Here is a 25,289-nt window from a genome sequence, read left to right on the forward strand (position 1 = left end):
TCGCGTTACCGCAGCGCGTCAATCACTACGGTCGTCGCCCGCGACGTCTGCCGGCGGCTTGCGCAATACCTGTGTTGTCTGGAATTGTTGGCGTGGCGCTGCCGGTCGACGACGGCTTCGTCGCACACTGTCCGTACTTGCGTGAGAGACCGCTTCAAGCCGCTCTCCGCACTTCCCTTTCCGCCGCGAACCTGACCACCACAACCAGCCCATGCGGTTCCGCATCCCTTAACACAACCTCCGCGCCGATCCGCGCCGCCACCGTGGCGACGATCGACAAACCAAGACCCGAGCCTTCGGTATCCGTGCCGAGCACGCGATAGAACGGATCGAACACACGCTCCCTTTCTTCCGCCGCAATGCCGGCGCCGGAGTCCTCCACGCGAATGAACGCGCGGCCATCGATCACGCCGGCCGATAAATCCACGCGCCCATCTTCCGGCGTATAGCGGATGGCGTTATCGACGAGGTTCTTCAGCAAGATCGAAAGCTCGGCCTCGGGCACGTCGATCACCACGTCATCCTCCGTACTCGACACGCCGATGTCCAGACGCTTCGCCTCGGCAAGCGGCATCAAATCCTCGAGCACGTTGCGAAAAACTTCCTGTACACGCAGCCTGCTCGGCTTGCCCACGGTCTTGTCCTGCACGCGCGCGAGCGTGAGCAACTGATTGAGCAGCGCACGCGTGCGCGCGAGACCTCGCCGCAACGAGAACAATCGTTCGCGCGCGGCGGCGGGCATCTCCGAGGCGTCGAGGCGCTCGGCCTGCAACGAAAGCGCCGTTAGCGGCGAGCGCAGTTCATGCGCGGCATCGGCGACGAAGCGGCGTTGCATCGCCAGCGAAATGTCCACGCGGATCAGCAGGCGATTGATCGCCACGACGAACGGCGTGATCTCGGAAGGAACCGTATCTTCCGTGAGCGCCGAGAGATCGTGCTCGGGACGCTGATCGAGATCGCCCGCCAAAAGCGCGAGCGGACGAAACATGCGGCGCACGAGCCAATGAAGCGTGATGAGCAAAACCACCGCGAGCGTGCCGAACGGAATGACGGTGGCAAGCGCACTGTTGCGCGCGATCTCGTCGCGCCCCATGGTCTTCTGTCCGACCACGACACGAACGCCGTCTTCGAGCGTCTTCACGATGATCCGCCAGCGCAGGCCAGCCACGTTCGCATACTGAAGGCCGTCCCGCAGGTCGGCGGAGAGCGCGAGCGGCGCGCGTTCATCGAGTGTCTGAATCACGATCTTCGATGCGAAGTCCACACCCGGCACATCGGCAAGCGTTTCGCGCCGCATGACGGCGAGACTGCGCGGCGTCACGAGCGCGGTGATCTGCTTGAGCTGCCCGTCCTGCAACTCGTTCGCCTCGTGAAAAGCCGTCTTGAACGCGATGAAGCCGCCGATGAGCGCAATCGCCACGATCAACACCGACAGCCATGCCGACAAACGAAACTGGAGCGAACGGTTCATGTCTGCTTCGAGACCATCCAGCCCACGCCGCGCACATTCTTGATCGCCTGCGCGCCGAGCTTCTTGCGCAGCGAATGAATCAGGAATTCGACGGCGTTGCTTTCGACTTCCTCATTCCAGCCGTAGATGCGGTCTTCGAGTTCCGTGCGCGAGAGAATGGCGCCGGGGCGCAGCATGAGCGCCTGAAGCAACGCAAACTCGCGGCTCGACAGACGCGTGACGTTGCCCGCGGCCGTGACTTCGCGCGTGGCGGGATCGAGCGAGATGATGCCGTTCGACATGACGGGCGCCGCCTGACCGCTGCGCCGCCGCACCACGGCGCGCATCCGCGCGAGCAGTTCGGACATCTCGAAGGGCTTGAGGATGTAATCGTCCGCGCCTGCATCGAGGCCACGAATACGCTCTTCCACCGCATCGCGCGCGGTGATGATAAGTAACGGAACCAAATTGCCGCCGGCCCGCACCGCGCGCAACACGTCGATGCCGTCCTTGCCCGGCAAGCCCAGATCGAGCAGGGCAACGTCGTAGCTGTGCGTTTCCAGGCTCGTCAACGCAAGCCGGCCGTCACGCACCCAGTCGACAGCGTAGCTGCCGTCCTTGAGGGTGTCTTGCACAGCTTCGCCGATCATGCGGTCGTCCTCGACCAGCAACACCCTCATGCCATTTCTCCGTGGGCTCACCTTCCCCCCCGCGCGCAAAACATCTGCGAAAAGGGCGGCAAAAGCGACTTTACACCGAGTGAGAAGGGGGATGGGGACATCGGCATGGAGGATGCGTCTTCTTGACTGAGTCTGAAGTCTCGAAGCGTAGACTTAGCTGGTGCTTAGGAATAAAAGACCAGGCGAATCGTTTGCTCGATGGGCCATGCCATCCGCGAAAACCCGCATCGCCGCCAATCCTAAGCTTGAGCTAAGTCTCGGCTGCAACGGTGTCGCTCTGCACGGAATCATCGCCCGCCCGTTCGCCCATAAGACAGACATGACCACCACCGCGCCCACGAAAAAAGCCCCGCGACGGCCGCCTTCCGCCGTTCTCGCCCGCCCGTTGGCCTGGGAACATTACGATCTCTCGCAGTCGAATGTCATGTTCGAACGGCTCCCCGCGCCGGGCGAACTCGCGCTCTGGCTCGTGCCTACCGAATTCCGCTTCGTGTCCGCATCGAACGTCGGTCTTTGGCTCACGGTCGCCGAGCGCAAACGCGCGCGCATTCATCCAAACGCGGCGGTGGGACGGCGCTTTGGCGTCGGACGGGCGACGCTTCGGCTGCTGCTTTCCGGGGTGCTCGCGTGCCGGCAACACGAAGTGAAGCTGGAGGAAGGGCCCGAGGAACGCATCGTGGTGGCGAATCTGCGCGATGGCCAGTCGGTCGGCGTCGACATCGCTTATTGCGGTATCTGGATCGTCATTGCGATGGCGGCTGACAGAGTAGGGCTGAAGATAGCGCCGAATCTGTTCGCGCCGCGCGATACGAAGGATTTGTTCGCAGCCGCACGAGCGCGCGCGGAACGCGGTGAGGTGCGATCGCTGCAAGAGCGGGCCGCGCAGGAGACGACGTGGCATACGCTTCCGCTGCTCTTGCCGGGCGAAGCGCGTGGCGCTGTCGTGCTCGAAAGACCGTTCGAACGCGTGCGAGCGTTTGGCTGGGAGCGTCCGTTCGATGCAATTTGACCAACGGCGCTAAGCGTCCGCTAAGGAATCGATTGTTATTCTGCGGAGACTCACGGCTCTCACGGAATACTTCGACATGCAAATCAATACGGAAACGCAGGACCGACACGACCTCAAGGTGCCGGCCGTCACGCTCGGCTTCTGGCTCATCAAGATCGCGGCGACGACGCTCGGCGAGACCGGCGGCGATTGGGTCACGATGTCGCTGAATCTCGGCTATCTGGTGGGCTCCGCGATTTTCGCGATCCTGTTCGTCGGCTTCGTCATGGCGCAGGTGCGGGCGAAGGGCTTCCATCCGTCGTTCTACTGGATCACCATCGTCGCGACCACGACGCTCGGAACCACGCTCGCCGACTTTGCCGATCGCTCCGTTGGGCTCGGTTATCCGGGCGGCGTCTCGTTGATCGTCGTGTGCCTGGTGCTGTGCATCTTTCTTTGGTATCGCGTGGAAGGAACGGTCGCGGTGTCGAGCGTGACCACACCGCGCGCCGAATGGTTCTACTGGATCACGATCCTGTTCTCGCAAACGCTGGGCACCGCCGTCGGCGACTGGCTCGCAGGCGACGATCGCGGCGGTCTCGGCCTCGGCTACGAAGTGAGCGCGCTGATTTTCGGCACGCTGCTGCTTGCCGTGTGCCTGATGTACTTCTTTACGCAGATTTCCCACACGCTGCTCTTCTGGCTCGCGTTCGTGCTGACGCGGCCGCTCGGCGCCACGCTGGGCGATTTCTTCGATAAACCCGTCGACCAGGGTGGACTCGCTTTCAGCCGCTTCACGGCTTCGGTCGTTCTCATCGTGGCGATGGTCGCGGCTGTGTGGATCACGGATCGAGTCGATAAGCGCAAGGCAGCGGCGTATCCGTGACCTGAGTCACGCAAAAAAAAATTTTGACGCGCTATCATCCGGGAAAACCCGTATTTGTCCGAGTGCCGGCGATCCCGGCCGACGATGAATCGGCATTGTCCCTTTGCATCGGCGGCGGCCAAAAGCCGTGTCCGATCTCCGACCGGATGTCGACCCATGATTGCGATCGTCTTTCGACGAGCGGCTGACCGCCTGCTCGTAGCAGATCCCGGCCTCGCGCGCTTCGTCACGGCGCTTCGTGCGACGCTCGCCACGTTGATTAGCGCCTTCATCTGCATCGAAGTGGCCGCGCGATTCGGGTCACCGCCGGTGGTCGCCGGACTAGCCGTGCTGTTCTGCATGATCGCCCCGCTGTTCTTGCGCGATCACACGCTGCGCGGCTGGTTAGTCTCCCTTTCTTCCCTCTATCTCGTCGCCGTGTCGAGCTTCGCCACGGCGGCCGCGCTCGATGCCGTGCCGTTCGTCGCCGATGCGGTGTTCATCGCGCTGCTCTTCGCCGGCATGCTGGTGCAGGCTTGCGGACCTCGAGCGCTTGGCAGCGCGCTGATCGGCATCGTGACTTTTTACTTTGGCGTGTATCTGCATCCATCGTCGAACAAGGCTGGTTTGATCCTCGCGCTGTCGATGGTGGCGCCGTGCGTGATCGTGTGCGTCGCGCGCGGAATCGTGCCGCAACGCCGGATTGCCGCGATACAACTGGCGATTCGCACCGTCGCCTTGCGCGCAAGAGACGTGCTCCGCGAAACGCACCGCGCGGGGCGCATGCACACGGCGTTGTCCTCGATGAACGAAGCGGCCATCGCCTTCGAAGACCGGCTCGCGCTTCTAGACCCGGACGACGCCGGCGCGCTGCGCGAAGCGCTCGTGGAACTCGAAGTCGCCGCAGGCCAATATGTCTTCGATGCAACGAGCCGCCCCGCACGCGAAAGCGCCTTCCGCTCGGCGATTGCGAAGCTCGAAGGCATCGAGACGACGGACTCGAAGCGCAAGAACGCGCCGCCGCCGCGCAAGAGAATCGACATGAGCCAGCTACGCACGAGCCTTTCGTGGCTGCCCGCCTTGCGCACGGGCGCGGCAGCGCTGATGGCCATGCTCGCGGGTCACGTGCTCTCGTCGGAGCGCTGGTTCTGGGCCGTCATCACGGTGTTCGTCGTGTTCCTCGGTACGCGTTCGCGCGGCGACACGCTGTATCGCGCCATGCAGCGTATTGCCGGAACACTCGCGGGCGGACTGGTCAGCGCGCTTCTGGTGACGAGTCTGCACGATCAGCCCGCCGCGATTGCAGCCGCCATGCTGCTCTGCGTTTTCGGTTGGGCGTACTTCATCATGAGCGCATACGGGCCGGGCGTGTTCTTCATCACCGTGCTCGTGGGTCTGGTCTATGGCGGTCTCGGCCTTGCCGTGCAACCGCTGGTCGAACTGCGGATCGAAGAAGTGGCCATTGGATGCCTCGCCGCCTTGATCGCCGCGTTCACCGTCAAGCCGCTCGATACCGCGAGCCATATCGAGGCGCGCTTCGTCGGCGTGGTCGATGCCTTGATCGAAGGCGTGAGCGTGGCTTCAGCCAATGCGGATGAAAACCAGGGACGGGCCGCCGCCGCGGTCAGAGCGCTGGATCGTCAATGGCACGACTTCCGCGTTGCATTGCGTCCTCAGCGCGTCTTTGTTTGGGAGCCGCGTTACGAGCAGATCGCCGGAGCCTTGCAGTGCTGCGTCCACAACGTGCGCGCCATGCTCAGCGAGCGCTCCGATACGCGACAGGATGCTGGCAGCGAACACAGCTTCGGCTCGGTGATGGCGCGGCTGGAAAGCATACGCGCGCGTTATGCACGGCCGATACGCAACACGCTTCCTATCGATACCCGCACCAGCGATGCACTCGTCTCGCTCGATGGCGCCGTCGCGCTGCTTGCGTCACGCATTCGCGATGCACAAGCCAGCCGCGATATCTCCGTCACGTGGCGCACGCTTGCTTCGTTACGGGCGCGAATCGGCTTCCATTGAGGCAGACGGCACGTGCGGTTAATTGTCGAGATAAGGCGCGAGGTCTCGCGTCGCATCCGCAAATTTGGCGCTCAGATAATCGAGCAGCGCCCGCACGCGCGGCGCCATGTACTGACGCCGCTGAAACAACGCATGCACGGGCGTGTCGGGGCAACGCCATTCGGGCAGCAGAAGCTCGAGCCTGCCAGCCTGCAGATCCGCGCCGATGTCCCATATGGACTTCATCGCCACACCGTGTCCTTCGAGCGCCCATTGCCGCGCGAGTGCGCCATCGTTCGTCTCGCGTGCATGCGTGAGCGGAGCGGTGAAATTCTCGCTGTGGGCATCGCGCATGAAACGCCATTCGTTCGCCACGCCAGCAGCTGAACTCAGCAAAATGAAGCGATGCCGAGCGAGCGCCGCGACGTTCTCTGGCCTGCCATGCGCCTCGATATAAGCCGGTGACGCGCATAGCGTGCGACGGTTCGGCGCCATGCGCTTGGCGATCATCGTGCTGTCGGCGGGCACGCCGAAACGTATCGCGAGGTCGATATCGTCGAGTAGCAAATGCGACAGCGAGTCCGACAACACCAACGCAATGCTCACCTCGGGATGCATCTCGTTGAAGGCGTCGAGCCATTGCGTGAGGACATGGCGGCCGAAATCCGACGTGGCCGAGACGCGCAACTTGCCGCTCACCACGGCGCGTCCGGCGTGCAGCGCGGCGTGGGCGTCGTCGAGTGTTTGCAGCGCGTGCTGGCAGTGCGACAGGTATGTGCGGCCTTCGTCGGTCAGTCTCAGACTGCGCGTGGTGCGCTCGAAGAGTTGCACGCCGAGCGCGCTTTCGAGTCGCACGAGCCGCGCGCTGGCCGCAGCCGGCGATAGATCGAGCTTGCGGCCGGCCGCCGAAAGACTGCCAAGCGCCGCTGCTTCGACGAAGAGCCGGATGTCACCCAGGTTATCCACGCGCTGCCGCTCCAGGTTTGGTAGGTGGGACGATCGCGCCGAGGTGCGCGTGGGTATCATACCCGCGCCCTTATTTGCTCACCACGCCGAGTTGCTGCAGGAAAGCGAGGTTGTCTTCGAGATGCCAATTGTCGGTAATCTTGCCGTCGCGGATACGGTAGATATCGGTCGCGATGAAATCCACCGGTTGTTCGTTGCCCTGCACGCCGTTGAACGTGCCGGTGAAATGCCCCGTGAAGTGCAGATGCGTGACGACGCGGTCGCCCGCGACGATCATCTGTTTGACCGCAGCGTGGACGTCCGGCACGGCTGCATGAAACGTTTTCGATGCAGTCAGCGGCCCGGCAATGCCCTGCGGGCGGCCGGGCGGCAGCGTGCGGTCCGTGAAGTCGTCGGCGAGCGCGGCGCGTGCCTGAGCTTCGTCGCCGGTAGTCCAGAACGTGTCGTAGGTGCGGGCCGCGTGAATCTGCCGCGCCGCCTGCTGCTTCGACAGAGTTTTGTCGACGATAAGCGTCTGCGGCTCGACGAGGCTGTCGGCGGCGGACGCCGGCAGCGCACTTGCAACAAGTGCTGCACCAAGGGCAGCGGACACGATACGTAAGAGCGACATGATGTTCTCCGTGAATGGCTGTTCGTATGAGGTTTACGCGGCGCAACGCGGACTTCGGTTATTGCTTGCAATGCGCCTTGCATGAAAGCCATTCTGCTTTCATCGATGTCGCTTGATAATGGGTCTGCCTCTTGAATGATTCTTCAGCGAAACCAAAAAGTGCCGCGCGTCTTCAAGCCTTCGCGGCCGGCGCATAAAGCGTGATGCCGAAGCGCGACGCGGCCTCGCGCATGCGGGCCTTGTCCGCGTCGGTCGGGTCGTGCGGGACGACCTGGCCGCTTTGCGCATCGGCACAAGCATCGACGAAGCGGTCGAAGCCTGCGGGCGTGCAGATCACGAGATAACGGGCTGTCTGCGCGCCGGAATTGATGAGCTGATGCCGCGAGCCACGCGGCAGCACCGCGGTCGAGCCAGCCAGCAAGCGATGCCGCGTACCATCGACGATGGCATCCAGTTCGCCTTCCAGCATCAGCAGCGTCTCTTCCTCATTCTCGTGACGATGCATGGGCGTGGCGCGTCCGGCAGGCGAGAACATTTCCAGCATGCAGTAAGCATCGTCCGTATGATTGCCGGACACGAGCAGGCGAGCGCGGGAACCGCCGAAATCGTATTCGACCGGGTTATCGTTCAACATGAACATGAAAAATTCTCCATATAGTTCGTATGACGTACTAATGAGACATGAGCCGAAATCACTCTCACCGCGCTACTCTAAGCGAATATCGGCCATGCATTGGGGGCAGCCGTGCCACGTCTTTCACGCTAATCTGTCGCGAATGACGCCATGAAGAATCTCAGCCAGTTCGTTAATTTTTCTGCTGTCGCGCGCCACGGCAGCTTTGCGCAAGCAGCACGTGAACTCGGGCTTGCGCCTTCATCCGTGGCGAAAAGCGTCGCACGCTTAGAAAAGGATCTCGGGGCGCGGCTTTTTCACCGGACCACGCGCGCTGTCACGCTCACCGAAGAAGGTCGCGCGCTGTTTGCGAAAAGCGCGCGCTTGCTCGAAGAAATCGAAGCGCTCGATCTGGACTCTGTCAGCGACAACGACGAGCCCGCAGGCGTGCTGCGCATTGGCGCACCGATAGGCTATGGCGTGCGTGTCGTGTTGCCGGTGCTCGCGCGTCTGCGCGAACGTTATCCGCTACTCGAATTCGATCTGCGTCTTTCCGATGGACGCGTGAGTCTCACCGACGAAGGACTCGATGCGTCGATCCGCTTCGGCGAGCTCGAAGACTCGTCGCTAATTGCGCAAAAGATCGACGAGCAGGCGCTCGTGTTATGCGCGAGCCCGACGTACCTCTCGCGGCACGCAAGAATTCGCGCGGTGAGGGACCTCGAAGATCACACGTTGATTGCGTTTCGTCTGCCGACGAACGGGCGCGACCGGCCGCTCGAATTCATCGAGAACGGAGAAAAGGTATCGGTGGAACCGCAAGCGCCGTTTCGCATCAGTCACGGCGAGGCGCTGGCGGAGGCCGCGTTGCTCGGTATCGGCCTTGCGCAGATGCCCGAGTTTTTCGCGCGTCAGTATCTCGCGACGGGCGCGCTCGTCGAAGTGCTGGCGAATTGCCGCCCCGCGCCGCTTGCCGTGAATCTCGTGCTGCCGGGCTCGCGTGTGCGGCCCGCGCGGGTACGCGCGTTGATCGAAGCATTCACGGCAAGTGCCTGACGCGCAAAGCCTCAATGGCCCGTTTCGTGCTTGCTCTGCTCGGCGACGGTGAGAATGGCTTCGGGCATGACCTCGAGGCGCGCCTTGGGAATGGGGTCGCCGCTTTCGTCGGAAAGACCGTAGCTGCCTTCCGCGATTTTTTGCAGCGCGCGTTGGATGTCGGCGATACGCAAGTCGTTCACGTTGCGCAGCGCCTGATTCGATACGTATTGCTCGCGTCGCTGTGCGTCGTCTTCGTATTCCTCGGCTTCGGCGCCTTGTTCTTCCTGTAGATTTCGCTCGCTCGCAATCGTGCCTTCTTCGTTGCCGAGCAATTCGCGCTGCAATGCTTCCAGACGTTCGCGCTGCTTTGCGATGAACTCGTCACTCAAGCCGTTTTCGTCGGTGGCCATGATGGTGCCTCGAGTAAGTGTTCATCAAACGTACGCTTCGGCAGTCGGCATTGTCAAGGCAACTTGTTCGTGGCCGTGCTCCGACAAAAGCAGGGCCGCTCAGGTCTCGCTCCACATGCGCAGCAGATTGTGATAGCAGCCGACGAGCGTTCGCTTTGCGGCTTCATCGCCTTGCGTGGCGTTCAGGCGTTGAATGGAGTTGTCGAGATCGAAGAGGAGGGCGCGTTGAGCGTCGTCGCGCACGAGGCTTTGCGCCCAGAAGAAGCTCGACACGCGTGCGCCGCGCGTCACGGGCCGTACTTGATGCAGGCTCGTCGCGGGATAAACGATCGCATGTCCCGCGGGCAATTTCACTTCCTGCACGCCATACGTGTCTTCTATGACGAGTTCGCCGCCATCGTAGTCTTCGGGACGGGACAGGAAGAGCGTGACGGAGACGTCGGTACGCACGCGTGCGCCATGACCCGGCACGATACGGATTGCGCCATCGACATGACTGCCGAAGTGCATGCCGCCTTCGTAGCGATTGAAGAGCGGTGGATACACGCGATTGGGCAGCACCGCGCTGATGAAGAGCGGATGCCGTTCGAGCGCGCCGACGATGGCGTCGCCCATTTCATGCGCAATGGGCGAGCCTTCCGCGATCTGCCGGTTATGTTTGACCGGCGCGCCCTGATAGCCAGCGGTTGCGCGGCCGTCGACCCATGAGTCCGTGGCGGCTTCAAGCCGTGCGCGCATGGCGGCGGCATCTTCGGGCGTGAGAACGCCGGGTATGGAGAGGATCATCGTTCTGGCTTTTCAACTGCGCGCGCCGCGCCTTGGTTCGGCGTGGCGCGCGCAGGCACATCAACGGAAGCGGTAATTCAACGTCGCGAGGAAGGTGCGGCCGTAGCCCGGCACCGCGCGTCCGCCATCCGACGGGATCAGCGCGTCGTAGTAACGCTTGTCCGTCAGATTCAGCACGTTGAACTGGATATCGTAACGCTTCTGATGATAGGCGGCCATCGCGTCCCAGCGCACGTATCCGCCCACCTGAACGAGATTGTTGTTCGCTGCATAGCGCGAGGACACATACGAAGGCCCGCCGCCGATCTGCCATGCCGGCGTGAAGTCGTAGGTCGTCCAGAAGTTGAGCATGTGATGCGGCGTGTTGGCGAGCGTGTTGCCGGTCGTGCCGTCGAGCGCCTTCTGCACGGTGCCGTCCATGTAGGTGTAGCCGCCGAACATCTGCCACTGCTTCGTGATGTGGCCCGCGACGCCCAACTGATAACCGCGCACGCGGACGTCGCCATCGAGCGTGTATTCGCCGGTCGAAACCTGCGTGCGAGCGTTGGTCTTCTCGATGTTGAAGAGCGACTGCGTCACCGAAAGGCCGCCGTTCAGCAAGTCCCACTTCGAGCCAACTTCGTACGAACGGTTCTTTTCAGGCGGCGTGTTCTGCTGATTGTTGGTGAGCGTCAGTGCTTCGAGCGACGGGTTGAACGACGTCCCGTACGACACGTAATACGATTGCCAGTCGGCCGGCTGCCACACCACGCCGGTACGCACGCTCGTGAAGAAGTTGGTCTGCGTGGCGTAACCGGGCGCGTTGATCGAATTGTTGATCGACGCTTCATAGCGGTCCCAGCGCACACCGCCAATCCACTTCCAGTTCTCGCCGATGGACACCGTATCGTTCAAATAAAGACCAATGCCGTTCGCGCTCGATTCGGCCAGATTCGTCGCGACTTCACGATAATTCGCCGGGCGCGGCACGTATGCCGGATCGACGAGCGGCACGATGGCGAGCGTATTCGAAGGCAGGCCGGGCGTGGTCGCCGTGAAGCTCTGGTTGCTGTAGGTCTCGTGACTCAGATCGACGCCGACGAGCATGTCGTGCTTCAGGAAGCCGGTTGCGAACTTGCCCTGAAGATCGGTCGTGTTATAGACCGAGTGATCGTTGATGTTGCGGTCCTTGCCCTGCAGCCGCACGAAGAGCGACGACAGCGGCAGTGCCGTGTAGTTGCCGTTCGCAAGCGCGGTCGAGGTTCCGAGCGGACCCGTCAGCACGGCCGCTGCGTTGGTCGCGCGCGCCTCGGTGCTGTAGTGGCTGAACTGCGTCTGGTTGCGCAGCGTGAACATGTCGTTGAAGCGATGTTCCACACGCGCGTTCACCGTCTGCACGTCCTGGATCGTGCGGTCGTCCGTGAAGCCGTAGAAGGTTTTCCTATCGACCGGCGCGGGATGGCCGTTCAGCGGCGGAATGCCATAGTCGGGCTGATCGTAGTTATGCTGGATCAGCGCGGACAAGGTCACCTGCGTGGGCGTACCGATGCCGAACTTCACTTCCGGGGCCACGCCGTAATCCTTGTTCTTCATCTGATCGCGGGTCGAACCGAGATCCTGTCCGAACGCGTTGATACGGAACGCGGAGGTATCCGTGAGCGGCTGGTTGATGTCGACCGTGCTGCGATAGCGGTCGTGCGTGCCCGCTTGCACGGAAACATCGGCGCGAGGCTTCAGGTTTGGCTGCTTGCTGACCTGATTGATGACGCCGCCCGTGGAACCGCGCCCGAAGTACAGCGACGACGGGCCATACAGCACGTCGATGGATTCGAGATTGAAGGTATCGCGATAGTACTGGCCGCGGTCGCGGAAGCCGTCGAGATAGATGTCGGTGCGCGCCGTGAAGCCGCGCAGGTTGATGTTGTTGCCGATCTGGCCGCCTTCGGCCGCGCCGAGGGTTACGCCCGGCACATTGCGCAAGGCGTCGGAAAACGAACTCACCGCTTGCGATTGCAGCACTGCTTTCGGCACGACCACGACGGCCTGCGGAATGTCGCGCAGCGCTGTCGGAACCTTGGCGCCGACGCTCGAGACTTCCGGCTGGAAGTCGGCTTGCTGATCGGCCTGTCCCGTGACCTTGACCGCCGGCAGCGCGGCGGTTTCCGGTGCGGATGCGTTGCTCACCGGGGCATCGGCCTGGGTCGTCTGCGTCACTTGCGGGGCGGTTTGCGCGTAAAGCGGCGCCGCAATCGGCGCAACGGTAAACGCGGCCAACGCCGCGGCAAGCGGTGTTTTCCTCAACATGTCGTTCCTCAAATTTTTTCGACCGCATGCGTGTCGCTGACGCATGCGCAATTGACTTGTTCTTGGCTCGGCATCCACGAATCAGAAATAAGCCCTTAATTCAGGTGAATGCGAATCACTATCATTACACAAAGGCCGAAATATTTGGAAAGAATTTCACAATTCCAGGGAACTTTTTCCGAAATGGTCAGGCGATTGTAAGGGTGCGTACAGTGCCGGTACTAGATGCGTAAGATGCAAAACGCCCGCAACGCGCGGCGCTGCGGGCGTGAATGCGGGCCAATCAGCGACGGCATCCTTTTTCGAGAACGATGGTTTCGAACAACTCGTAGTCCGCGGTGGGCGTCTGGTCCGCGCCCGGCGCGTGGTAATAGTTCATCGTGATCGATGTCTTGCCGCCATGCTCGCCCGGATCGCAGTCGAAAACGGCGATGCCGTAGCCCGTGCCCGTATCGCGTTGCGCGGACCAGATGGCGTCTTCCACCGCATCCGCTACGGGACGCACGAACGTGCCCGCCGTCGCGCCCGGAATGGGCCGGTTGCGTTTCGTGAAGACCTGCGCTTGCGGATTGCCCGTGCCCGCGTCCGTGCCGTAGACGTCGAGCGGCGCGCTGGTGCCGCCGCCGCCGAGAATCAGATGGACCGTGCCGTGCGAAGTATCGATAGGATCGTTCGCGCGATGCGCTGTCATCACCGGACGCGGTTGCAAGGTGTCGACGCGTTCGCCCGTCGTCGCATCGCGGCCTGCGTGATGATTGCAACCGCGCACGGGATGGCTGCGCTCGTAATCGTGATCGTGGCCGCATAGCACGAGGTCCACGCCGTATCGGTCGAACAAGGGCAGCCATGCTTCGCGAATGCCCTTGTCGGAGCCATTGCCCGTCTTCGACGAACTCAGCGCGTCCTGATGCATCTGCACGATGATCCAGTCGATGTCGTCGTCGCGCGACGCATCGCGCAGCGTCTTTTCGAGCCAGCGCGTCTGCTCCCCCTGACTGTAGCCGCGAATGTAGAACGACGTGCCCGGTTCGATGGCCGGATTGCCCGTGCTCGCGGCCGGCACGAGCGGAGCGGGACCGGCGACGAATGCGGCGGCATCCTGATACACGACGTCGTCGGCATCGAGCGAAACGAACAGCACCGAACTGACGCGGAAGCTATACCAGCGCCCCGGAAACTGCGTGCCGTTGTCGGGCAACGTGTAGCGCGTGACATAGGAATCGAAGCCCTGGCGGCCGTTGTTGAACTCGACTTCGTGATTGCCCGGACAAGGCATCCACGGACGATTCGCGGCAGAGACCTGCGCGTTATTGCCGAAGTCGCGCCACACTTCAGGCTGATGAGCGGCGTTGAGATTCGCGTAGCAGAGATCGCCGTTGAGCAAGTGAAAGAGCGGGTCGAAACGTTCCACGGCTTGCACCGCGAAACGGCTTTGCGGCGACGACAACACCCAGCCCGTGTTCGGCGTCGCGAGGTCGCCATAACTCGTGAAGCGGAACTTGCGACGGCCGCGCGGCGCCGTGCGAAAGCTCGCGCTGAAAGGCTGGGCCGCGTTGCTGTCGTTATCGGCGGTGACTTCGTAGTGATACGTCGTGTCCGGATGAAGGTCGCCAAGACGCGCATGATACGTGCAGACAATCTCGCCGTTCAGACCATCGGTATAAGTGCGTTGTACGCCGTGAATCACGCTTGCATGACCTTCGTGCGTTCTGATGCGAACACGCGGATGCACGGCCTGCGCAAGCGATGCCCAGCTCACGACGACTTCGCGCGTCGGGTCTTGGCCCCAAGTCAGATGCACTTGTTCGGGCGTGCCATCCGGGCCGGGCGATGCCGCGTTCGCCGTCGCGCTCATGACATTGGCCGCGGTGGCTATGCCGGACGCACCGGCGAGCTTGAGAAAGCCTCTGCGCGATGCAATGGATGCGGAGTCTTGCGGGTTCTTCGTTACCATGGACGGGCCGTCTCCTCGTTTGATCAGGACGCGATGTGTCCGGAGACATTATTACTATCGGTATGACCCGGCTATGACAAACGGCCTGCACGACCGGCTTAGGTGAAAACAGGAGCGAAGAATGGCAAGCAACGAGTACGTGGTGTTCAAGGGAAAGGTAAGGCTTGGCGTTCCCTTTCTGGACGGTTACAAAGGCGACCCGCACTATGTGATCGTAAGCGACGACGAGAAGGGCAACGAGTTTCGCATCGTCACGAACGTGAAGTCGGATAGCTCGCTGACGGGTCCTGCGGGTTACCTCGTGTTGTATGTGCTGAATCAGAACTTCGACAACGCGATCACGGCAGACCTCGCGAAACTGAATGCGGGCGTCACCACATCGAGCTTTCCGAAACTCGACTACGTGCACGAAGAAGGCCTCGTCGATCTAAGCGCCATGCGTCCTATTCCGCTCGACACGGCAAGCGAGCACAACGACATCAACGCGCTCGTCAACGAGATGCTGCAGCTCGATATGTCAGCCGATCCGGTGAACTATGTTTATCCGACGCCGAGCTACAAGGATGAACGGCGCGGCTGGAAACCAACGAAGGACGTCACGGTTTATGGTTTCGGCTTTCTCTTTCAGCCGGGAGAAGACGGGCTTCACGAGACGCATATGAATCAGGGCAATCCAAAGCCCATGAAGGGTAGCCACGTGAAGGATCATTCGAATGAAAACGGTGTGTCGCAGGATGGTGCCGTGATCGTCGAAGTGGATGGCAAGTATCAGGCGCTCTTCGTGGCGTTTCAAACGCAACTCGTGCCGACAGATGATCGCGGCTTTCCGATTCCGGGCGAGTCGCATCCCATACTCGACTGAACTCAGCATGCGAATTCATCCTGCCATACCGATCATCCGCATCTTTGCCGTCGATCGGGCCAAGGAGTTCTATCTCGACTTCCTCGGCTTCACGCTCGAATGGGAGCATACGTTCGGCGAGAACTTTCCCCTCTACGCGCAGATCAGGCGCTCGGACCTCACGTTGCACTTGAGCGAGCATCATGGCGATGCAACACCCGGTTCGACCATCTTCGTGCCGATGGAAGATATCGATACGTTGCATCGCGAGCTGGAAGCGAAGGCGTATCGATATGCGAAGCCCGGCGTCGAAACGGTGGACTGGGGACGCGTGATGGAAGTCGCCGATCCGTTCGGCAATCGCATTCGGTTCTGCGAAGTGGCGAAGAACTGACGGCAATCCCAGGCTACACGGCCAACGCCGCCACGATCACTTGCGGCAGTGCGAGCAAACGCTGCGGCGCGAGCAGCAGCTTTGCCTCGCGGATGCCTGCGCCCATCACGATGCGCTCGCGCTCCATCACGGACGCTTCCACGAGCACGGTCATCGACTCAGGCAAGCCAAATGCGGTGATGCCGCCGTACTCCATGCCCGACAACTCCGTGGCCGCTTCGCGCGACGCGAACGAAATACGTTGCGCGCCGAGTTCGCGTTTGACCGCGCCGTTCACGTCGAGCCGGCGCGTCGCCAGCGTGACGATAGCGGCGAACTGTTCGCCTCCGTCCTTCTTGAAGCGCACGACGATGGTGTTCGCGCAGTCGTCGAGATCGATACCGAAGCGCGCGCTGCAGGCGGCGGTATCGGAGGCGTCGTCGGGCACGCGAAACACATCGACGTTTGCGCCGTTCAGCGACGCGAGCACGGATGCGGGCAGGCGCGCGGCCGCTTCGTCGGCGGACATGATGTCGAGATTCAGAGCGTAATCGGCTTGTGGCGTGTTCATGAGCGTTCGATAAAGAGGCTTCAGGCAAAGGCCCGAAGTGCCGAAAAAAAGCCAAGCGTAACCGAATCCAGTGAGCCGCGCAGCGCTGCAACCATGCTGGAAGCATCGACCGGATATACTTGTCCCTCGTGGAATCGAATGCGAACAGGCAAGCAAGCCGCGTTCGCGCTCGAAAAGATATCTTTGTTCAGGGGCTGGAATGAGTCGATCGACGGTCACGTACCGGGGCTATGAGCTGGTTATCAAGAACGCGTCCAACGGTGTGGCGCAATGTTGGGCGTGGAAGGATCAGAAGGCCGCGTTCAAGGAAACCGGAGAGACGCTCGACGACGCCGAACGCACCGTGCGTGCGGCGATCGATGCGGAAATGGGACCGGCGACCGGCGCGGGAGATGCGGCAGTGGACGCCTACATCGCGGCGTTCAAGGCTATCTTGCCCGTCAGCGCAGGGCAGCGGAAGATGCTCGTCGCGCACTATCAGGCGCCCGCGCGCACCATCACCGCCATGCAGTTGGCCAAGGCCGCGGGCTATGCCAGCTATCGCGGCGCCAATGTGCAATACGGCAATCTGGGCAAGCTCATTTACGAGCAGCATCCTGTCGACCTGCCGCGCCGTCCGCGCGACAACTCGCTCATCTTTACGTATGCCATAGCCGATCCCGGCGCGGTGGCGGCTGGCAGCGTGCTCGAAGGCTATACCGAAGAGCACGAAGCCGAATGGAGCTGGCCAATGCGCGCGGCAGTCGCACAAGCGCTGGTCGCATTGGGCATCGTGAAGGCCTGAGGCACATGACCCAAGCATGATCAAACTCTGCCTGCTCGATTTCGACGGAACGTTGTGCGCCACGCATGACGCAATTCGCACCTGCATCGAATTGACCTTCGATCATTACGGTGTGGAGCGGCCCGATGCCGCGCGCGTCGAGCACGTGATCGAAGCGGGCGTGGTCATGTCCGAGGCCATGCAGCAGCTCATGGGCTCGCGTCTGAGCGTGGCTCAAGCGGATGAATGGGCGGCCACGTATCGCGCGTATTACGTCGAACGTGGACTGCAACATACGCAGCTTTTCGCCGATGTCGAACGCGTGCTCACGGAGTTGCAAACCTTGGGCGTTGCCCTGGTGATCACGAGCAACAAGGCGGAAGCGTCGGTGAAGAAGGCAATCGATCATTACGGGATCGCCCACTTCTTCGACATGCTCGTATGCGACCCGCCCGGCTTGCCGAAGAAGCCGGATGCGGCGTGTTACGAGCAACTTATCGCGCCTCGCTATCCGCATGTTCCCCGAGGTGAGATTGCCGTCGTCGGCGACACGCAAGCGGATCTGGGCCTTGCACGCAACATCGGCGCCATTGCTTGCTGGGCCGCGTATGGCTACGGCGACAAGGCGCGGTGCGCGGCGATGGAGCCGGATATCGTATTGCAGGGCTTCGGTGAACTGGTTGAGAAGCTGAAAGCTTAAGCGCGCGATGAACCTCGGGCGAAGCCGCGCGCATCGCCCAAGTTTGCCGATTTTCGATAACTCCCCGGTTTTTGAGCCGCTAGGATTGCCTTCGACGAGGCCTTCCAAGAGCGAGCCGCCCATGAGCTTTACCGAAACGATCGGCGTGCGCACCTACCGCTTCGCCGACCTTAAAACCCTGCTGGCAAAGGCAAGCCCTATGCGCTCGGGCGACCAACTTGCGGGCGTGGCCGCAACGAGCGAGGAAGAACGTGTCGCCGCTAAACTAGCGCTGGCGAACGTGCCCTTGCAAAGGTTCCTCGAAGAACCGCTCATTCCCTACGAGCAGGACGAAGTCACGCGGCTGATCGTCGATGAACACTCGCGCGAGGCCTTCGCGGACATCGCGCATCTCACCGTCGGCGATTTCCGCAACTGGCTCTTGAGCCACACGACCGATACCGCCGCGCTCGAACGCATCACCTTTGGCCTCACGCCTGAAATGATCGCGGCCGTGTCGAAGCTGATGCGCAATCAGGACCTCATCGCGGTTGCACGCAAGCGGCCGGTCGTGACGCGCTTTCGCAATACCATTGGTTTGCCGGGGCGCATGTCGGTGCGTCTGCAACCGAATCATCCGACCGATGACGTGAAGGGCATCGCGGCATCCATGCTCGATGGCCTGATGTACGGTTGCGGCGATGCCGTCATCGGCATCAATCCCGCCAGCGACAATCTTGCCGCGATCACGACCCTGCTCGTGATGATCGACGAATTTCGCGAGCGCTTCGGCGTACCGACGCAGTCCTGCGTGCTCACGCATGTGACCAACACGATCACGGCCATCGAGAAGGGCGCGCCTGTCGATCTCGTGTTTCAGTCGATTGCGGGCACCGAAAAGGCCAATACGAGCTTCGGCATTTCGCTCGCGTTGCTGCAAGAATCGTTCGAAGCCGCGCGCTCGCTCAAACGCGGCACCGTGGGCGACAACGTGATGTACTTCGAGACGGGACAAGGCAGCGCGCTGTCGGCGAACGCGCATCATGGCGTCGATCAACAGACCTGCGAAGTGCGCGCGTATGCCGTCGCGCGCAAGTTCGAACCGCTGCTCGTCAACACGGTGGTCGGGTTCATCGGTCCCGAGTATCTTTACGATGGCAAGCAGATCATGCGCGCCGGTCTCGAAGATCACTTTTGCGGCAAGCTGCTCGGCGTGCCGATGGGCTGCGACATTTGCTACACCAATCACGCCGAAGCGGACCAGGACGACATGGACAGCCTGCTCACGTTGCTCGGTGTCGCGGGCATCAACTTCATCATCGGCGTGCCGGGCGCGGACGATGTCATGCTCAACTATCAAAGCACCTCGTTTCACGACGCGCTCTATGCGCGCGAAGTGCTCGGCCTGCGCCGCGCGCCCGAGTTCGAAACCTGGCTCGAAACGATGCAGATAGCCAATGCGCGCGGCGCATTGATCGATTCGGCGACGCGTCAGCCCTTGCTCGAAGCATCGCGCGAATGGATGGGAGCCGCATGAGCGATACGCTCGTCAAGAACCCGTGGCAGTCGTTGCGGCAATTCACGAACGCGCGCATTGCGCTCGGCCGCGCGGGCAGTGGCATGCCGACCGAACCGTTGCTTGCGTTCAATCTCGCGCATGCGCAGGCGCGCGACGCCGTGCATCATCCCCTCGATGTCGACGCACTTCGCGCGCGTCTTGCCGATGCCGGCTTTGCGAACGTTGTCGATGTGCATAGCGCGGCGCCGGATCGCGCGCATTATCTGCGTCGCCCCGACCTTGGCCGCCGTCTCGCCGATGAAAGCCGCGCAATGCTCGACGCAACGTGTGCGCGAAACCATGACGTGCTCTTCGTGATCGCGGACGGCTTGTCGGCGTTCGCTGCATCGAAGCAGGCCGTGCCTTTCTTGCAGGCGATTCGTTCGAGACTCGACGACTGGAACATCGGACCTGTCGTGATCGCCCGGCAAGGACGCGTCGCGCTCGCCGACGAGATCGGCGAAGTAATGCGCGCGCGTATCGTCGTGATGTTGATCGGCGAACGGCCGGGCCTGAGCTCGCCGGACAGTCTCGGCATCTACGTGACTTACGCGCCAGCGGTAGGCCGCAGCGACGCCGAGCGCAACTGCATATCCAACGTGCGTCCGGAAGGTTTGAACCACGACGCGGCGGCGTACAAGCTGCATTATCTGCTGACGCATGCGCGTCGTATGGGCCTTACGGGCGTCGCGCTCAAGGACGACAGCGACGCGGCTATCGCCGCGAAAGAACCACTGACGTCGATTGCGTGCCACGCCTGAACGACACACTTCATTTTGGCGATCTATATTCGTCCCATGAGAAGCGCAGCGAGACCATCCAAGCCGAACGCTGACGCGCCGCGCGGTCCGTGCGTGCATCGGCTCGTCTCGCACGATGCGGACGAGCAGGCGGGCAATCTGCGCGGCTGGCGGCAGGTCTACGATCAGTTGAGCGCCGGACGCTTCGTCGGCACGCTTGCCGAGATCGACTTCGACGACGTGCAGTTGTTTCGCGAGACGACGAGCCAGACCTTGCGCCAAAGCTGCGAAGTGCCGGTCGATGCGTGCTGGTTCGGCATCCCGCTCTTGCGCGATGGCGCCGGGCGCATACAGTCGCGCGCCATCGATGAAAACGCGCTTGCGGTTCGCCCGGGCGGCGTCGAGTTCGAACTGTTGACGCCGTCCGGCTACGAAATTCTCGGCGTGGTTGCAACGCATGATGCGCTGCGCCGTCATGCCGAAGACGTCGAGCATATCGATCTCGAATGCGCCATGTCGCGCGGTGAGATCGTCGTCGTGGGTGCGGGAGAACGTGCGCGACTCGCGGCATCGCTCATGATCATGTTGCGAGGCGAAATCACACCGACCGAGTCGATGCGCTCGTCCTTGTTGTCGTGGCTCTTCGAGTGCGGCGCGCTGCAATGCGGCGAGCCGGTCGCGCTGCCCGTGGCCTCGCGTCGTCATGCGATCGCAACGCAAGCGCGTCACTATGTGCTCGAAAATCACGACCGCGCCGTGAACGTGCCCGAACTGTGCACGCATCTGCATGTGAGCCGCCGCACGCTTCAATACTGTTTTCAGGAAGCATTCGGCATGGCGCCGAATGTCTATTTGCGCGCCATACGCCTCAACGGTGCGCGACGTCAGCTACGACATGCCGGTGCCGCGCAAAAGACGCAAACCGTTCAGGACGCTGCCGCTGCATGGGGTTTCTGGCACCTCAGCCAGTTCGCGCTCGACTATCGCAAGCTTTTCGGCATGCGTCCTTCGGAAACGCTCAACACCGCAACCGCGCGAGCTCACGGCTTTGCCACGATCGACAGATAGCGCGCCGGCATCTTGACGCCATAGCATGCGTGCGGCGTGGCTGCATCGAAATACACGCTGTCGCCTTTTTCGAGCATGAGCGGTGCGTAGTCGCGCATCATGAATATCAACGAGCCATCGGTGACGTAGATGAACTCCTGTCCGTCATGCGCCGAGAGCACATGCTTGCCGGTATCGGCACTGGCTTCGATGAGCGTCGGCTCCATCGACTTCGTCACGAGGTCCGCGCCGAGCCATTCAAAGATACCGGTGGAGGTCGGATGCTTCACGCCATGACCCGCGCGGCTCACTGCCCGACAGCCTTGCGCAAAGGACTTTTCGTTGCCGCCGACCATGTCGGGCCAACGGATATCGAGCGCCTTCGCTAGCCGCGACAACACCGAATAGGTCGGCGATATACGGCCATTCTCGATACGCGAGATGGTCGAGATCGCCACCGACGACAACTCCGACAACGCCGCGAGCGTCATGCCCCGCGCGTGCCGATGATGCGCGATGGTCTCCCCGGGACTCGCTTCGCTGGTTTCTTCAACAGGCGTGGGTGCGGGCGCCGCCTCGGCTCCTGGCTTGCGCTTGGGCTTGCGCACGACCGCCGCCTTTGCCGCAGGGCTCGTTCTCTGCGCCGCCTTTCGCGGGCGATTTTCTGTTTGCATGGTGTCTCTTGTATTCGTTCGATATGCGGGGAACCGCCACTTCGCCATCACGACATGGTGACATAAGCGCCCGGCGTTTGCATGTTTTTGCGTATATGCAAAAGTTTTTCTTGACCATCAAATTTTAGCTCAATACGATGGTTTTCATGGTTTTGCATATACGCAAAAACCGCCGACGTTACCCGATGAATCCATTCAGGAAGGGCTGACCACCATGTTCGACGATCCTCTCACCCACGCCATCGACGCACTCAAGTCATCCCGGCGAGGCTTTCTCAAGACGGCGGGCTACGGGGTCGTCGCAGGACTCGGCGCAAGCACGCTCGGTCGCGCGGCACTCGCCGCACCGACGCTCGCGCCGATCAAAACCGTGCGTCCCGGCTATCTGACCGCTGCGTGCCTCGGCGACATGCCGATTGCATCCGTGCGCGACGGCAAGCTCGTGGGAACGGACTTCGACATGCTGCAGTTGATCGCCGAGCGTCTGCAACTGAAGATCGACGTGCAGCAGATGACCTTTTCCGCCGTGATCGAAGCGGTGAAGTCGGGCCGCGTGGACTGGTTCGGCGGCAACTTCGCGTGGACGCCGATCCGCGCCAAACTGTTGTTGCTCACCGATCCCGTTTTCTACACGGGCGCCTACGTCATCATGCGGCAAAACCAGACGCAGAAGAGTTCGCTTGCCATCGCAGACTTGAGCGGGCACACCATCGGCACGGCGACGGGTTATTCGGTCGTGCCCGACATGAAGAAGGTTCCGGGCATCGTCGAAGTGAAACTGTATGACGGTATCGACTCGTGCTTGCGCGATGTCGTCGCGGGGCGTCTCGACTTTGCCGTGCTCGACGCGCCGACCGTGGACTACATGATCCAGCAGAATCCGTCGTGGGGACTGAAACAGATTCCCATCGGTTTCGACGCAGCGTACCCCAGCCTCACGGGCAAGTTCGCGTCGATCTGGGGCGTGAGTCCGGACAAGAAGGATCTGTTCGACGGCATCAACGAAGGCGTGCGCTGGCTCTGGCGCACCAACCAGATCAAGCCGATTCTCGCGAAGTACGGGATCGACAATCCCGACTACTTGCAGCCGTTGCCGACCGACCCGCGCACCGGCGTGGACCGCGACGCGAAGGGCGCGCTGATTGGCCCGTTCGCGCACGATTCGCGGGACTTCAGCAAAGCCTTCGCCTGAAGGCCGGATCATCATGGGACACCGCGATATGTCTGCGACGCTAAGCGCCACTCCTTCGGTCGATACGCGCATGCTCGTGCGTATCGACCGCCTGCACAAGTCCTTCGGCACGCATCATGTGTTGAAGGGCATCGACCTCGATGTGATGCCGGGGCAAAAGGTGTCGCTGATCGGACCGAGCGGCTCGGGCAAGACCACGCTGTTGCGCTGCGTGAACTTTCTCGAGACGCCGAGCGCGGGGCATATCTTCATCGACGGCGCGGCTATCGGCGAGCGTCGTCACGGTGACGGCTGGCAAGCGATGTCGGGCCGCGAACTCGCCGCCATGCGCGCGAATATCGGCATGGTGTTCCAGCGCTTCAACCTGTTTCCGCACTTGAGTGTGATCGACAACGTCCTGCTCGGACCGCGCAAGGTGCAGAAGCGCAGCGGCCGCGAGTTGATCGACGAAGCGCGTGCGTTGCTAACGAAAGTGGGCATGGACGAGAAGCGCAACGCGTTTCCCGATCAATTGTCGGGCGGCCAGCAACAACGCGTGGCCATTGCGCGCGCGCTCGCCATGAAGCCGCGGCTCATGCTTTTCGACGAAGCGACTTCCGCGCTCGATCCCGAGCTCGTGGGCGAAGTGCTCGGCGTCATGCGCAAGCTCGCGGACGAAGGCATGACGATGATCATCGTGACGCACGAGATGCGCTTCGCTGAAAGCGTGTCCGACAAGGTCGTGTTCATGGCCGATGGCAAGATCGTCGAGGAAGGACCGCCACGGCAGATCTTTCACGATGCAAAGGTCGAACGCACGCGCGCGTTTTTGCGCGCGGTGTTGGAGCACTGACATGGCGCTTCTCACCGCGTGGGCTCACAGCCTGCATTTTCTGCCGTATTTCGTGCGCGTGTTGTGCGTGAGCGCGGTGACCACCGTGGTGCTGACCGCGAGCGCGTTCTGCGTGGCCTTCTTGCTGGGCTTCGTGATCGCGCTCATGCGGTTGTCGCGCAGTGTCGTGTTGAAGGCGGTGGCGAACGTCTATCTCGAACTGTTCCGCAACGTGCCCTTGCTGACGCAGTTGTTCGTGCTGTACTTCGGGCTCGAACGGATCGGCGTCACGCTGCCCGCATTCGTGGCCGCAACGCTCGGCTTCGGTCTCAACGGCGCGGCGATTCTCTCCGAGGTGTTCCGTTCGTCGATCAACGGCGTCGACCGAGGCCAACGCGAGGCGGCGCTTGCCATCGGCATGACATGGCCAATGGCGCTCGCAACCGTCGTGCTGCCGCAATCGATGCGGCTCGCCTTGCCCGCGCTCGCCAACTTCGCCATCGGGCTATTGAAGGATACGTCGCTCGCTTCCGCCGTGGCGGTGCCGGAACTCGTGTTCCGCGCAAGGATGCTCGTGAGCGAGACGTATCAGACCAACCTCATCTACTTCATCGTGGCGATCATCTATCTGCTGCTGAGTCTGGCGTTGTCGCGTCTTTCGACGGCGACCGAGCGCGGACTCGGCAAACCGAGGGCGGCGCTGTCATGAACTATTCCGAACTCTGGTCTTCCATGCACGACGAGCTGTTTCAGGCGGCATGGGCAACGCTGCGTCTGGCGCTTGGCGCCAACGCTATTGGCGTCGTGCTCGGGATGGTGCTCGCCATCGTCAGGATGGGCAGTCGTGGCATGGCCGCGCGTTTAGCACGTGTCTATATCGAAGTGTTTCGCGGCACGCCCGCGCTCGTGCAACTCTTTCTCGTGTACTTCGGCTTCGTTGCCATTGGCATTCGCTTCGATTCGTATCAGGCCGCCGTGCTTGGTCTCGGCATGAACGCCGCCGCGTACTTCGCGGAGATCTTTCGCGCGGGCATCGAAGCGGTGCCACGCGGACAAAGCGAAGCAGCCGCGAGCATCGGCATGACGAGCGGCGCGGCCATGCGCTGGGTCGTGCTGCCGCAAGCCATTCGCCTGGTGCTCGCGCCTTCGGGCAATGTCGCCATCTCGCTTCTGAAGGACACGTCGGTGGCCTCGCTCATCGCCGCGCCCGACCTCATGCTGCGCGCTCAGGACTTGAGCTCGCAGTATTTCATGCCGTTCGAAATCTACGTCACCGTAGGGGCGTTCTATTTCGTGCTGTGTTATCCGCTGTCGCAATTGATGCGTCATATCGAGCGACGTCAGCCTGCTCACGGCTGATACAGCGGTCTTTCCCAACCAGAGTCTCTCAAGA

The 25,289-nt window shown here is 61.9% G+C and carries 26 protein-coding genes; 15 read left to right on the top strand and 11 right to left on the bottom strand.

Features of this window, described 5'->3' with window-relative positions:
- Positions 1-154: 154 nt before the first annotated feature.
- Together NCT04_RS22750 and NCT04_RS22755 are read right to left on the bottom strand one after the other, a co-directional pair.
- Entirely contained in the window at positions 155-1,471 is a 1,317-nt protein-coding gene (locus NCT04_RS22750) for an ATP-binding protein (protein WP_250467826.1), read from the bottom strand.
- Positions 1,468-2,130 (bottom strand): response regulator transcription factor, encoded by a 663-nt coding sequence (locus NCT04_RS22755; RefSeq protein ID WP_244831123.1) that lies wholly within the window; start codon positions 2,128-2,130, stop codon positions 1,468-1,470. The genes NCT04_RS22750 and NCT04_RS22755 overlap by 4 nt, the downstream gene beginning before the upstream one ends.
- Positions 2,131-2,449: 319 nt before the next feature.
- Between NCT04_RS22755 and NCT04_RS22760 the strand changes: the two genes are divergently transcribed.
- From NCT04_RS22760 to NCT04_RS22770, 3 genes are all read left to right on the top strand, one after another.
- Positions 2,450-3,139: a 4'-phosphopantetheinyl transferase family protein gene (locus NCT04_RS22760; RefSeq protein WP_250467827.1), complete on the top strand. Its 690-nt coding sequence runs from the start codon at positions 2,450-2,452 to the stop codon at positions 3,137-3,139.
- A 76-nt stretch (positions 3,140-3,215) separates the two neighbouring features.
- Entirely contained in the window at positions 3,216-4,004 is a 789-nt protein-coding gene (locus NCT04_RS22765) for a COG4705 family protein (protein WP_244831125.1), read from the top strand.
- A gap of 156 nt (positions 4,005-4,160) precedes the next feature.
- Positions 4,161-6,008 carry an FUSC family protein gene (locus tag NCT04_RS22770; RefSeq protein ID WP_250467828.1) on the top strand — a complete coding sequence of 616 codons (1,848 nt, stop codon included), beginning with the start codon at positions 4,161-4,163 and terminating at the stop codon, positions 6,006-6,008.
- Positions 6,009-6,026: 18 nt separating this feature from the next.
- Here the strand turns inward: NCT04_RS22770 and NCT04_RS22775 are convergent, their stop codons facing one another.
- The 3 genes from NCT04_RS22775 to NCT04_RS22785 all read right to left on the bottom strand — a co-directional run bounded on the left by NCT04_RS22775 (position 6,027) and on the right by NCT04_RS22785 (position 8,203).
- Positions 6,027-6,953, bottom strand: a complete 927-nt coding sequence (locus NCT04_RS22775; RefSeq protein ID WP_250467829.1) for a LysR family transcriptional regulator — start codon at positions 6,951-6,953, stop codon at positions 6,027-6,029.
- Between the two features lie 70 nt (positions 6,954-7,023).
- Complete coding sequence (locus tag NCT04_RS22780; protein ID WP_250467830.1) at positions 7,024-7,563, bottom strand: ester cyclase; 540 nt, start codon at positions 7,561-7,563, stop codon at positions 7,024-7,026.
- Between the two features lie 172 nt (positions 7,564-7,735).
- Positions 7,736-8,203, bottom strand: a complete 468-nt coding sequence (locus NCT04_RS22785; protein WP_250467831.1) for a cupin domain-containing protein — start codon at positions 8,201-8,203, stop codon at positions 7,736-7,738.
- A gap of 144 nt (positions 8,204-8,347) precedes the next feature.
- Between NCT04_RS22785 and NCT04_RS22790 the strand changes: the two genes are divergently transcribed.
- Complete coding sequence (locus NCT04_RS22790; protein ID WP_250467832.1) at positions 8,348-9,232, top strand: LysR family transcriptional regulator; 885 nt, start codon at positions 8,348-8,350, stop codon at positions 9,230-9,232.
- A gap of 11 nt (positions 9,233-9,243) precedes the next feature.
- On the opposite strand, the gene NCT04_RS22795 is transcribed toward NCT04_RS22790, so the two are convergent.
- The 4 genes from NCT04_RS22795 to NCT04_RS22810 form a co-directional block, all read right to left on the bottom strand.
- Positions 9,244-9,624, bottom strand: coding sequence for a TraR/DksA family transcriptional regulator (locus NCT04_RS22795; protein WP_250467833.1), 381 nt, complete (start codon positions 9,622-9,624; stop codon positions 9,244-9,246).
- A 99-nt stretch (positions 9,625-9,723) separates the two neighbouring features.
- Positions 9,724-10,410, bottom strand: coding sequence for a Fe2+-dependent dioxygenase (locus NCT04_RS22800; protein WP_244831132.1), 687 nt, complete (start codon positions 10,408-10,410; stop codon positions 9,724-9,726).
- A 60-nt stretch (positions 10,411-10,470) separates the two neighbouring features.
- Positions 10,471-12,693: a TonB-dependent receptor gene (locus NCT04_RS22805; protein WP_244831133.1), complete on the bottom strand. Its 2,223-nt coding sequence runs from the start codon at positions 12,691-12,693 to the stop codon at positions 10,471-10,473.
- Positions 12,694-12,976: 283 nt separating this feature from the next.
- Positions 12,977-14,647 carry a purple acid phosphatase family protein gene (locus NCT04_RS22810; protein ID WP_250467834.1) on the bottom strand — a complete coding sequence of 557 codons (1,671 nt, stop codon included), beginning with the start codon at positions 14,645-14,647 and terminating at the stop codon, positions 12,977-12,979.
- Between the two features lie 121 nt (positions 14,648-14,768).
- Between NCT04_RS22810 and NCT04_RS22815 the strand changes: the two genes are divergently transcribed.
- Both NCT04_RS22815 and NCT04_RS22820 read left to right on the top strand, forming a co-directional pair.
- Positions 14,769-15,509 carry a DUF2278 family protein gene (locus NCT04_RS22815; protein WP_250467835.1) on the top strand — a complete coding sequence of 247 codons (741 nt, stop codon included), beginning with the start codon at positions 14,769-14,771 and terminating at the stop codon, positions 15,507-15,509.
- Positions 15,510-15,516: 7 nt separating this feature from the next.
- Positions 15,517-15,882, top strand: coding sequence for a glyoxalase superfamily protein (locus NCT04_RS22820; RefSeq protein ID WP_250467836.1), 366 nt, complete (start codon positions 15,517-15,519; stop codon positions 15,880-15,882).
- Positions 15,883-15,895: 13 nt separating this feature from the next.
- On the opposite strand, the gene NCT04_RS22825 is transcribed toward NCT04_RS22820, so the two are convergent.
- Positions 15,896-16,432: a YbaK/EbsC family protein gene (locus tag NCT04_RS22825; RefSeq protein ID WP_250467837.1), complete on the bottom strand. Its 537-nt coding sequence runs from the start codon at positions 16,430-16,432 to the stop codon at positions 15,896-15,898.
- A 199-nt stretch (positions 16,433-16,631) separates the two neighbouring features.
- On the opposite strand from NCT04_RS22825, the gene NCT04_RS22830 reads away from it, so the two are divergent.
- From NCT04_RS22830 to NCT04_RS22850, 5 genes are all read left to right on the top strand, one after another.
- A complete protein-coding gene (locus NCT04_RS22830; protein WP_250467838.1) occupies positions 16,632-17,216 on the top strand; it encodes a hypothetical protein in 585 nt (194 codons plus the stop codon).
- Between the two features lie 16 nt (positions 17,217-17,232).
- The gene (locus NCT04_RS22835) at positions 17,233-17,895 is read left to right on the top strand and encodes an HAD family hydrolase (RefSeq protein ID WP_250467839.1); all 663 of its coding nucleotides are present in this window, start codon (positions 17,233-17,235) and stop codon (positions 17,893-17,895) included.
- A gap of 121 nt (positions 17,896-18,016) precedes the next feature.
- Entirely contained in the window at positions 18,017-19,411 is a 1,395-nt protein-coding gene (locus NCT04_RS22840; RefSeq protein WP_250467840.1) for an ethanolamine ammonia-lyase subunit EutB, read from the top strand.
- The gene (gene eutC, locus NCT04_RS22845) at positions 19,408-20,193 is read left to right on the top strand and encodes an ethanolamine ammonia-lyase subunit EutC (RefSeq protein ID WP_250467841.1); all 786 of its coding nucleotides are present in this window, start codon (positions 19,408-19,410) and stop codon (positions 20,191-20,193) included. The genes NCT04_RS22840 and eutC overlap by 4 nt, the downstream gene beginning before the upstream one ends.
- A 36-nt stretch (positions 20,194-20,229) precedes the next feature.
- The gene (locus NCT04_RS22850; RefSeq protein ID WP_250467842.1) at positions 20,230-21,240 is read left to right on the top strand and encodes a helix-turn-helix domain-containing protein; all 1,011 of its coding nucleotides are present in this window, start codon (positions 20,230-20,232) and stop codon (positions 21,238-21,240) included.
- Here the strand turns inward: NCT04_RS22850 and NCT04_RS22855 are convergent.
- Entirely contained in the window at positions 21,213-21,893 is a 681-nt protein-coding gene (locus NCT04_RS22855) for a helix-turn-helix domain-containing protein (RefSeq protein ID WP_250467843.1), read from the bottom strand. The genes NCT04_RS22850 and NCT04_RS22855 overlap by 28 nt on opposite strands.
- 214 nt (positions 21,894-22,107) lie before the next feature.
- Here NCT04_RS22855 and NCT04_RS22860 point away from each other — a divergent pair, with 214 nt between their 5' ends.
- From NCT04_RS22860 to NCT04_RS22875, 4 genes are read left to right on the top strand one after another with little or no spacing between them, the layout of a single operon-like run.
- Positions 22,108-23,085 (top strand): ABC transporter substrate-binding protein, encoded by a 978-nt coding sequence (locus NCT04_RS22860; RefSeq protein ID WP_244831143.1) that lies wholly within the window; start codon positions 22,108-22,110, stop codon positions 23,083-23,085.
- 28 nt (positions 23,086-23,113) lie between these two features.
- The gene (locus NCT04_RS22865) at positions 23,114-23,917 is read left to right on the top strand and encodes an amino acid ABC transporter ATP-binding protein (protein WP_284507916.1); all 804 of its coding nucleotides are present in this window, start codon (positions 23,114-23,116) and stop codon (positions 23,915-23,917) included.
- 1 nt (position 23,918) lies between these two features.
- Positions 23,919-24,605, top strand: coding sequence for an amino acid ABC transporter permease (locus NCT04_RS22870; RefSeq protein ID WP_244831144.1), 687 nt, complete (start codon positions 23,919-23,921; stop codon positions 24,603-24,605).
- Positions 24,602-25,255 carry an amino acid ABC transporter permease gene (locus NCT04_RS22875; protein ID WP_250467844.1) on the top strand — a complete coding sequence of 218 codons (654 nt, stop codon included), beginning with the start codon at positions 24,602-24,604 and terminating at the stop codon, positions 25,253-25,255. The genes NCT04_RS22870 and NCT04_RS22875 overlap by 4 nt, the downstream gene beginning before the upstream one ends.
- Positions 25,256-25,289 lie beyond the last annotated feature (34 nt).

Source organism: Caballeronia sp. GAFFF2, assembly GCF_023631485.1.
Lineage (GTDB): Bacteria > Pseudomonadota > Gammaproteobacteria > Burkholderiales > Burkholderiaceae > Caballeronia.

What these genes read in the sequence shown, in the direction of transcription:
- NCT04_RS22750 (WP_250467826.1), bottom strand. Translation starts at nt 1,471, where the DNA reads ATGAACCGTTCGCTCCAGTTTCGTTTGTCGGCATGGCTGTCGGTGTTG.
- NCT04_RS22755 (WP_244831123.1), bottom strand. Translation starts at nt 2,130, where the DNA reads ATGAGGGTGTTGCTGGTCGAGGACGACCGCATGATCGGCGAAGCTGTG.
- NCT04_RS22760 (WP_250467827.1), top strand. Translation starts at nt 2,450, where the DNA reads ATGACCACCACCGCGCCCACGAAAAAAGCCCCGCGACGGCCGCCTTCC.
- NCT04_RS22765 (WP_244831125.1), top strand. Translation starts at nt 3,216, where the DNA reads ATGCAAATCAATACGGAAACGCAGGACCGACACGACCTCAAGGTGCCG.
- NCT04_RS22770 (WP_250467828.1), top strand. Translation starts at nt 4,161, where the DNA reads ATGATTGCGATCGTCTTTCGACGAGCGGCTGACCGCCTGCTCGTAGCA.
- NCT04_RS22780 (WP_250467830.1), bottom strand. Translation starts at nt 7,563, where the DNA reads ATGTCGCTCTTACGTATCGTGTCCGCTGCCCTTGGTGCAGCACTTGTT.
- NCT04_RS22785 (WP_250467831.1), bottom strand. Translation starts at nt 8,203, where the DNA reads ATGTTCATGTTGAACGATAACCCGGTCGAATACGATTTCGGCGGTTCC.
- NCT04_RS22790 (WP_250467832.1), top strand. Translation starts at nt 8,348, where the DNA reads ATGAAGAATCTCAGCCAGTTCGTTAATTTTTCTGCTGTCGCGCGCCAC.
- NCT04_RS22795 (WP_250467833.1), bottom strand. Translation starts at nt 9,624, where the DNA reads ATGGCCACCGACGAAAACGGCTTGAGTGACGAGTTCATCGCAAAGCAG.
- NCT04_RS22800 (WP_244831132.1), bottom strand. Translation starts at nt 10,410, where the DNA reads ATGATCCTCTCCATACCCGGCGTTCTCACGCCCGAAGATGCCGCCGCC.
- NCT04_RS22805 (WP_244831133.1), bottom strand. Translation starts at nt 12,693, where the DNA reads ATGTTGAGGAAAACACCGCTTGCCGCGGCGTTGGCCGCGTTTACCGTT.
- NCT04_RS22810 (WP_250467834.1), bottom strand. Translation starts at nt 14,647, where the DNA reads ATGGTAACGAAGAACCCGCAAGACTCCGCATCCATTGCATCGCGCAGA.
- NCT04_RS22815 (WP_250467835.1), top strand. Translation starts at nt 14,769, where the DNA reads ATGGCAAGCAACGAGTACGTGGTGTTCAAGGGAAAGGTAAGGCTTGGC.
- NCT04_RS22820 (WP_250467836.1), top strand. Translation starts at nt 15,517, where the DNA reads ATGCGAATTCATCCTGCCATACCGATCATCCGCATCTTTGCCGTCGAT.
- NCT04_RS22825 (WP_250467837.1), bottom strand. Translation starts at nt 16,432, where the DNA reads ATGAACACGCCACAAGCCGATTACGCTCTGAATCTCGACATCATGTCC.
- NCT04_RS22830 (WP_250467838.1), top strand. Translation starts at nt 16,632, where the DNA reads ATGAGTCGATCGACGGTCACGTACCGGGGCTATGAGCTGGTTATCAAG.
- NCT04_RS22835 (WP_250467839.1), top strand. Translation starts at nt 17,233, where the DNA reads ATGATCAAACTCTGCCTGCTCGATTTCGACGGAACGTTGTGCGCCACG.
- NCT04_RS22840 (WP_250467840.1), top strand. Translation starts at nt 18,017, where the DNA reads ATGAGCTTTACCGAAACGATCGGCGTGCGCACCTACCGCTTCGCCGAC.
- eutC (WP_250467841.1), top strand. Translation starts at nt 19,408, where the DNA reads ATGAGCGATACGCTCGTCAAGAACCCGTGGCAGTCGTTGCGGCAATTC.
- NCT04_RS22850 (WP_250467842.1), top strand. Translation starts at nt 20,230, where the DNA reads ATGAGAAGCGCAGCGAGACCATCCAAGCCGAACGCTGACGCGCCGCGC.
- NCT04_RS22855 (WP_250467843.1), bottom strand. Translation starts at nt 21,893, where the DNA reads ATGCAAACAGAAAATCGCCCGCGAAAGGCGGCGCAGAGAACGAGCCCT.
- NCT04_RS22860 (WP_244831143.1), top strand. Translation starts at nt 22,108, where the DNA reads ATGTTCGACGATCCTCTCACCCACGCCATCGACGCACTCAAGTCATCC.
- NCT04_RS22865 (WP_284507916.1), top strand. Translation starts at nt 23,114, where the DNA reads ATGTCTGCGACGCTAAGCGCCACTCCTTCGGTCGATACGCGCATGCTC.
- NCT04_RS22870 (WP_244831144.1), top strand. Translation starts at nt 23,919, where the DNA reads ATGGCGCTTCTCACCGCGTGGGCTCACAGCCTGCATTTTCTGCCGTAT.
- NCT04_RS22875 (WP_250467844.1), top strand. Translation starts at nt 24,602, where the DNA reads ATGAACTATTCCGAACTCTGGTCTTCCATGCACGACGAGCTGTTTCAG.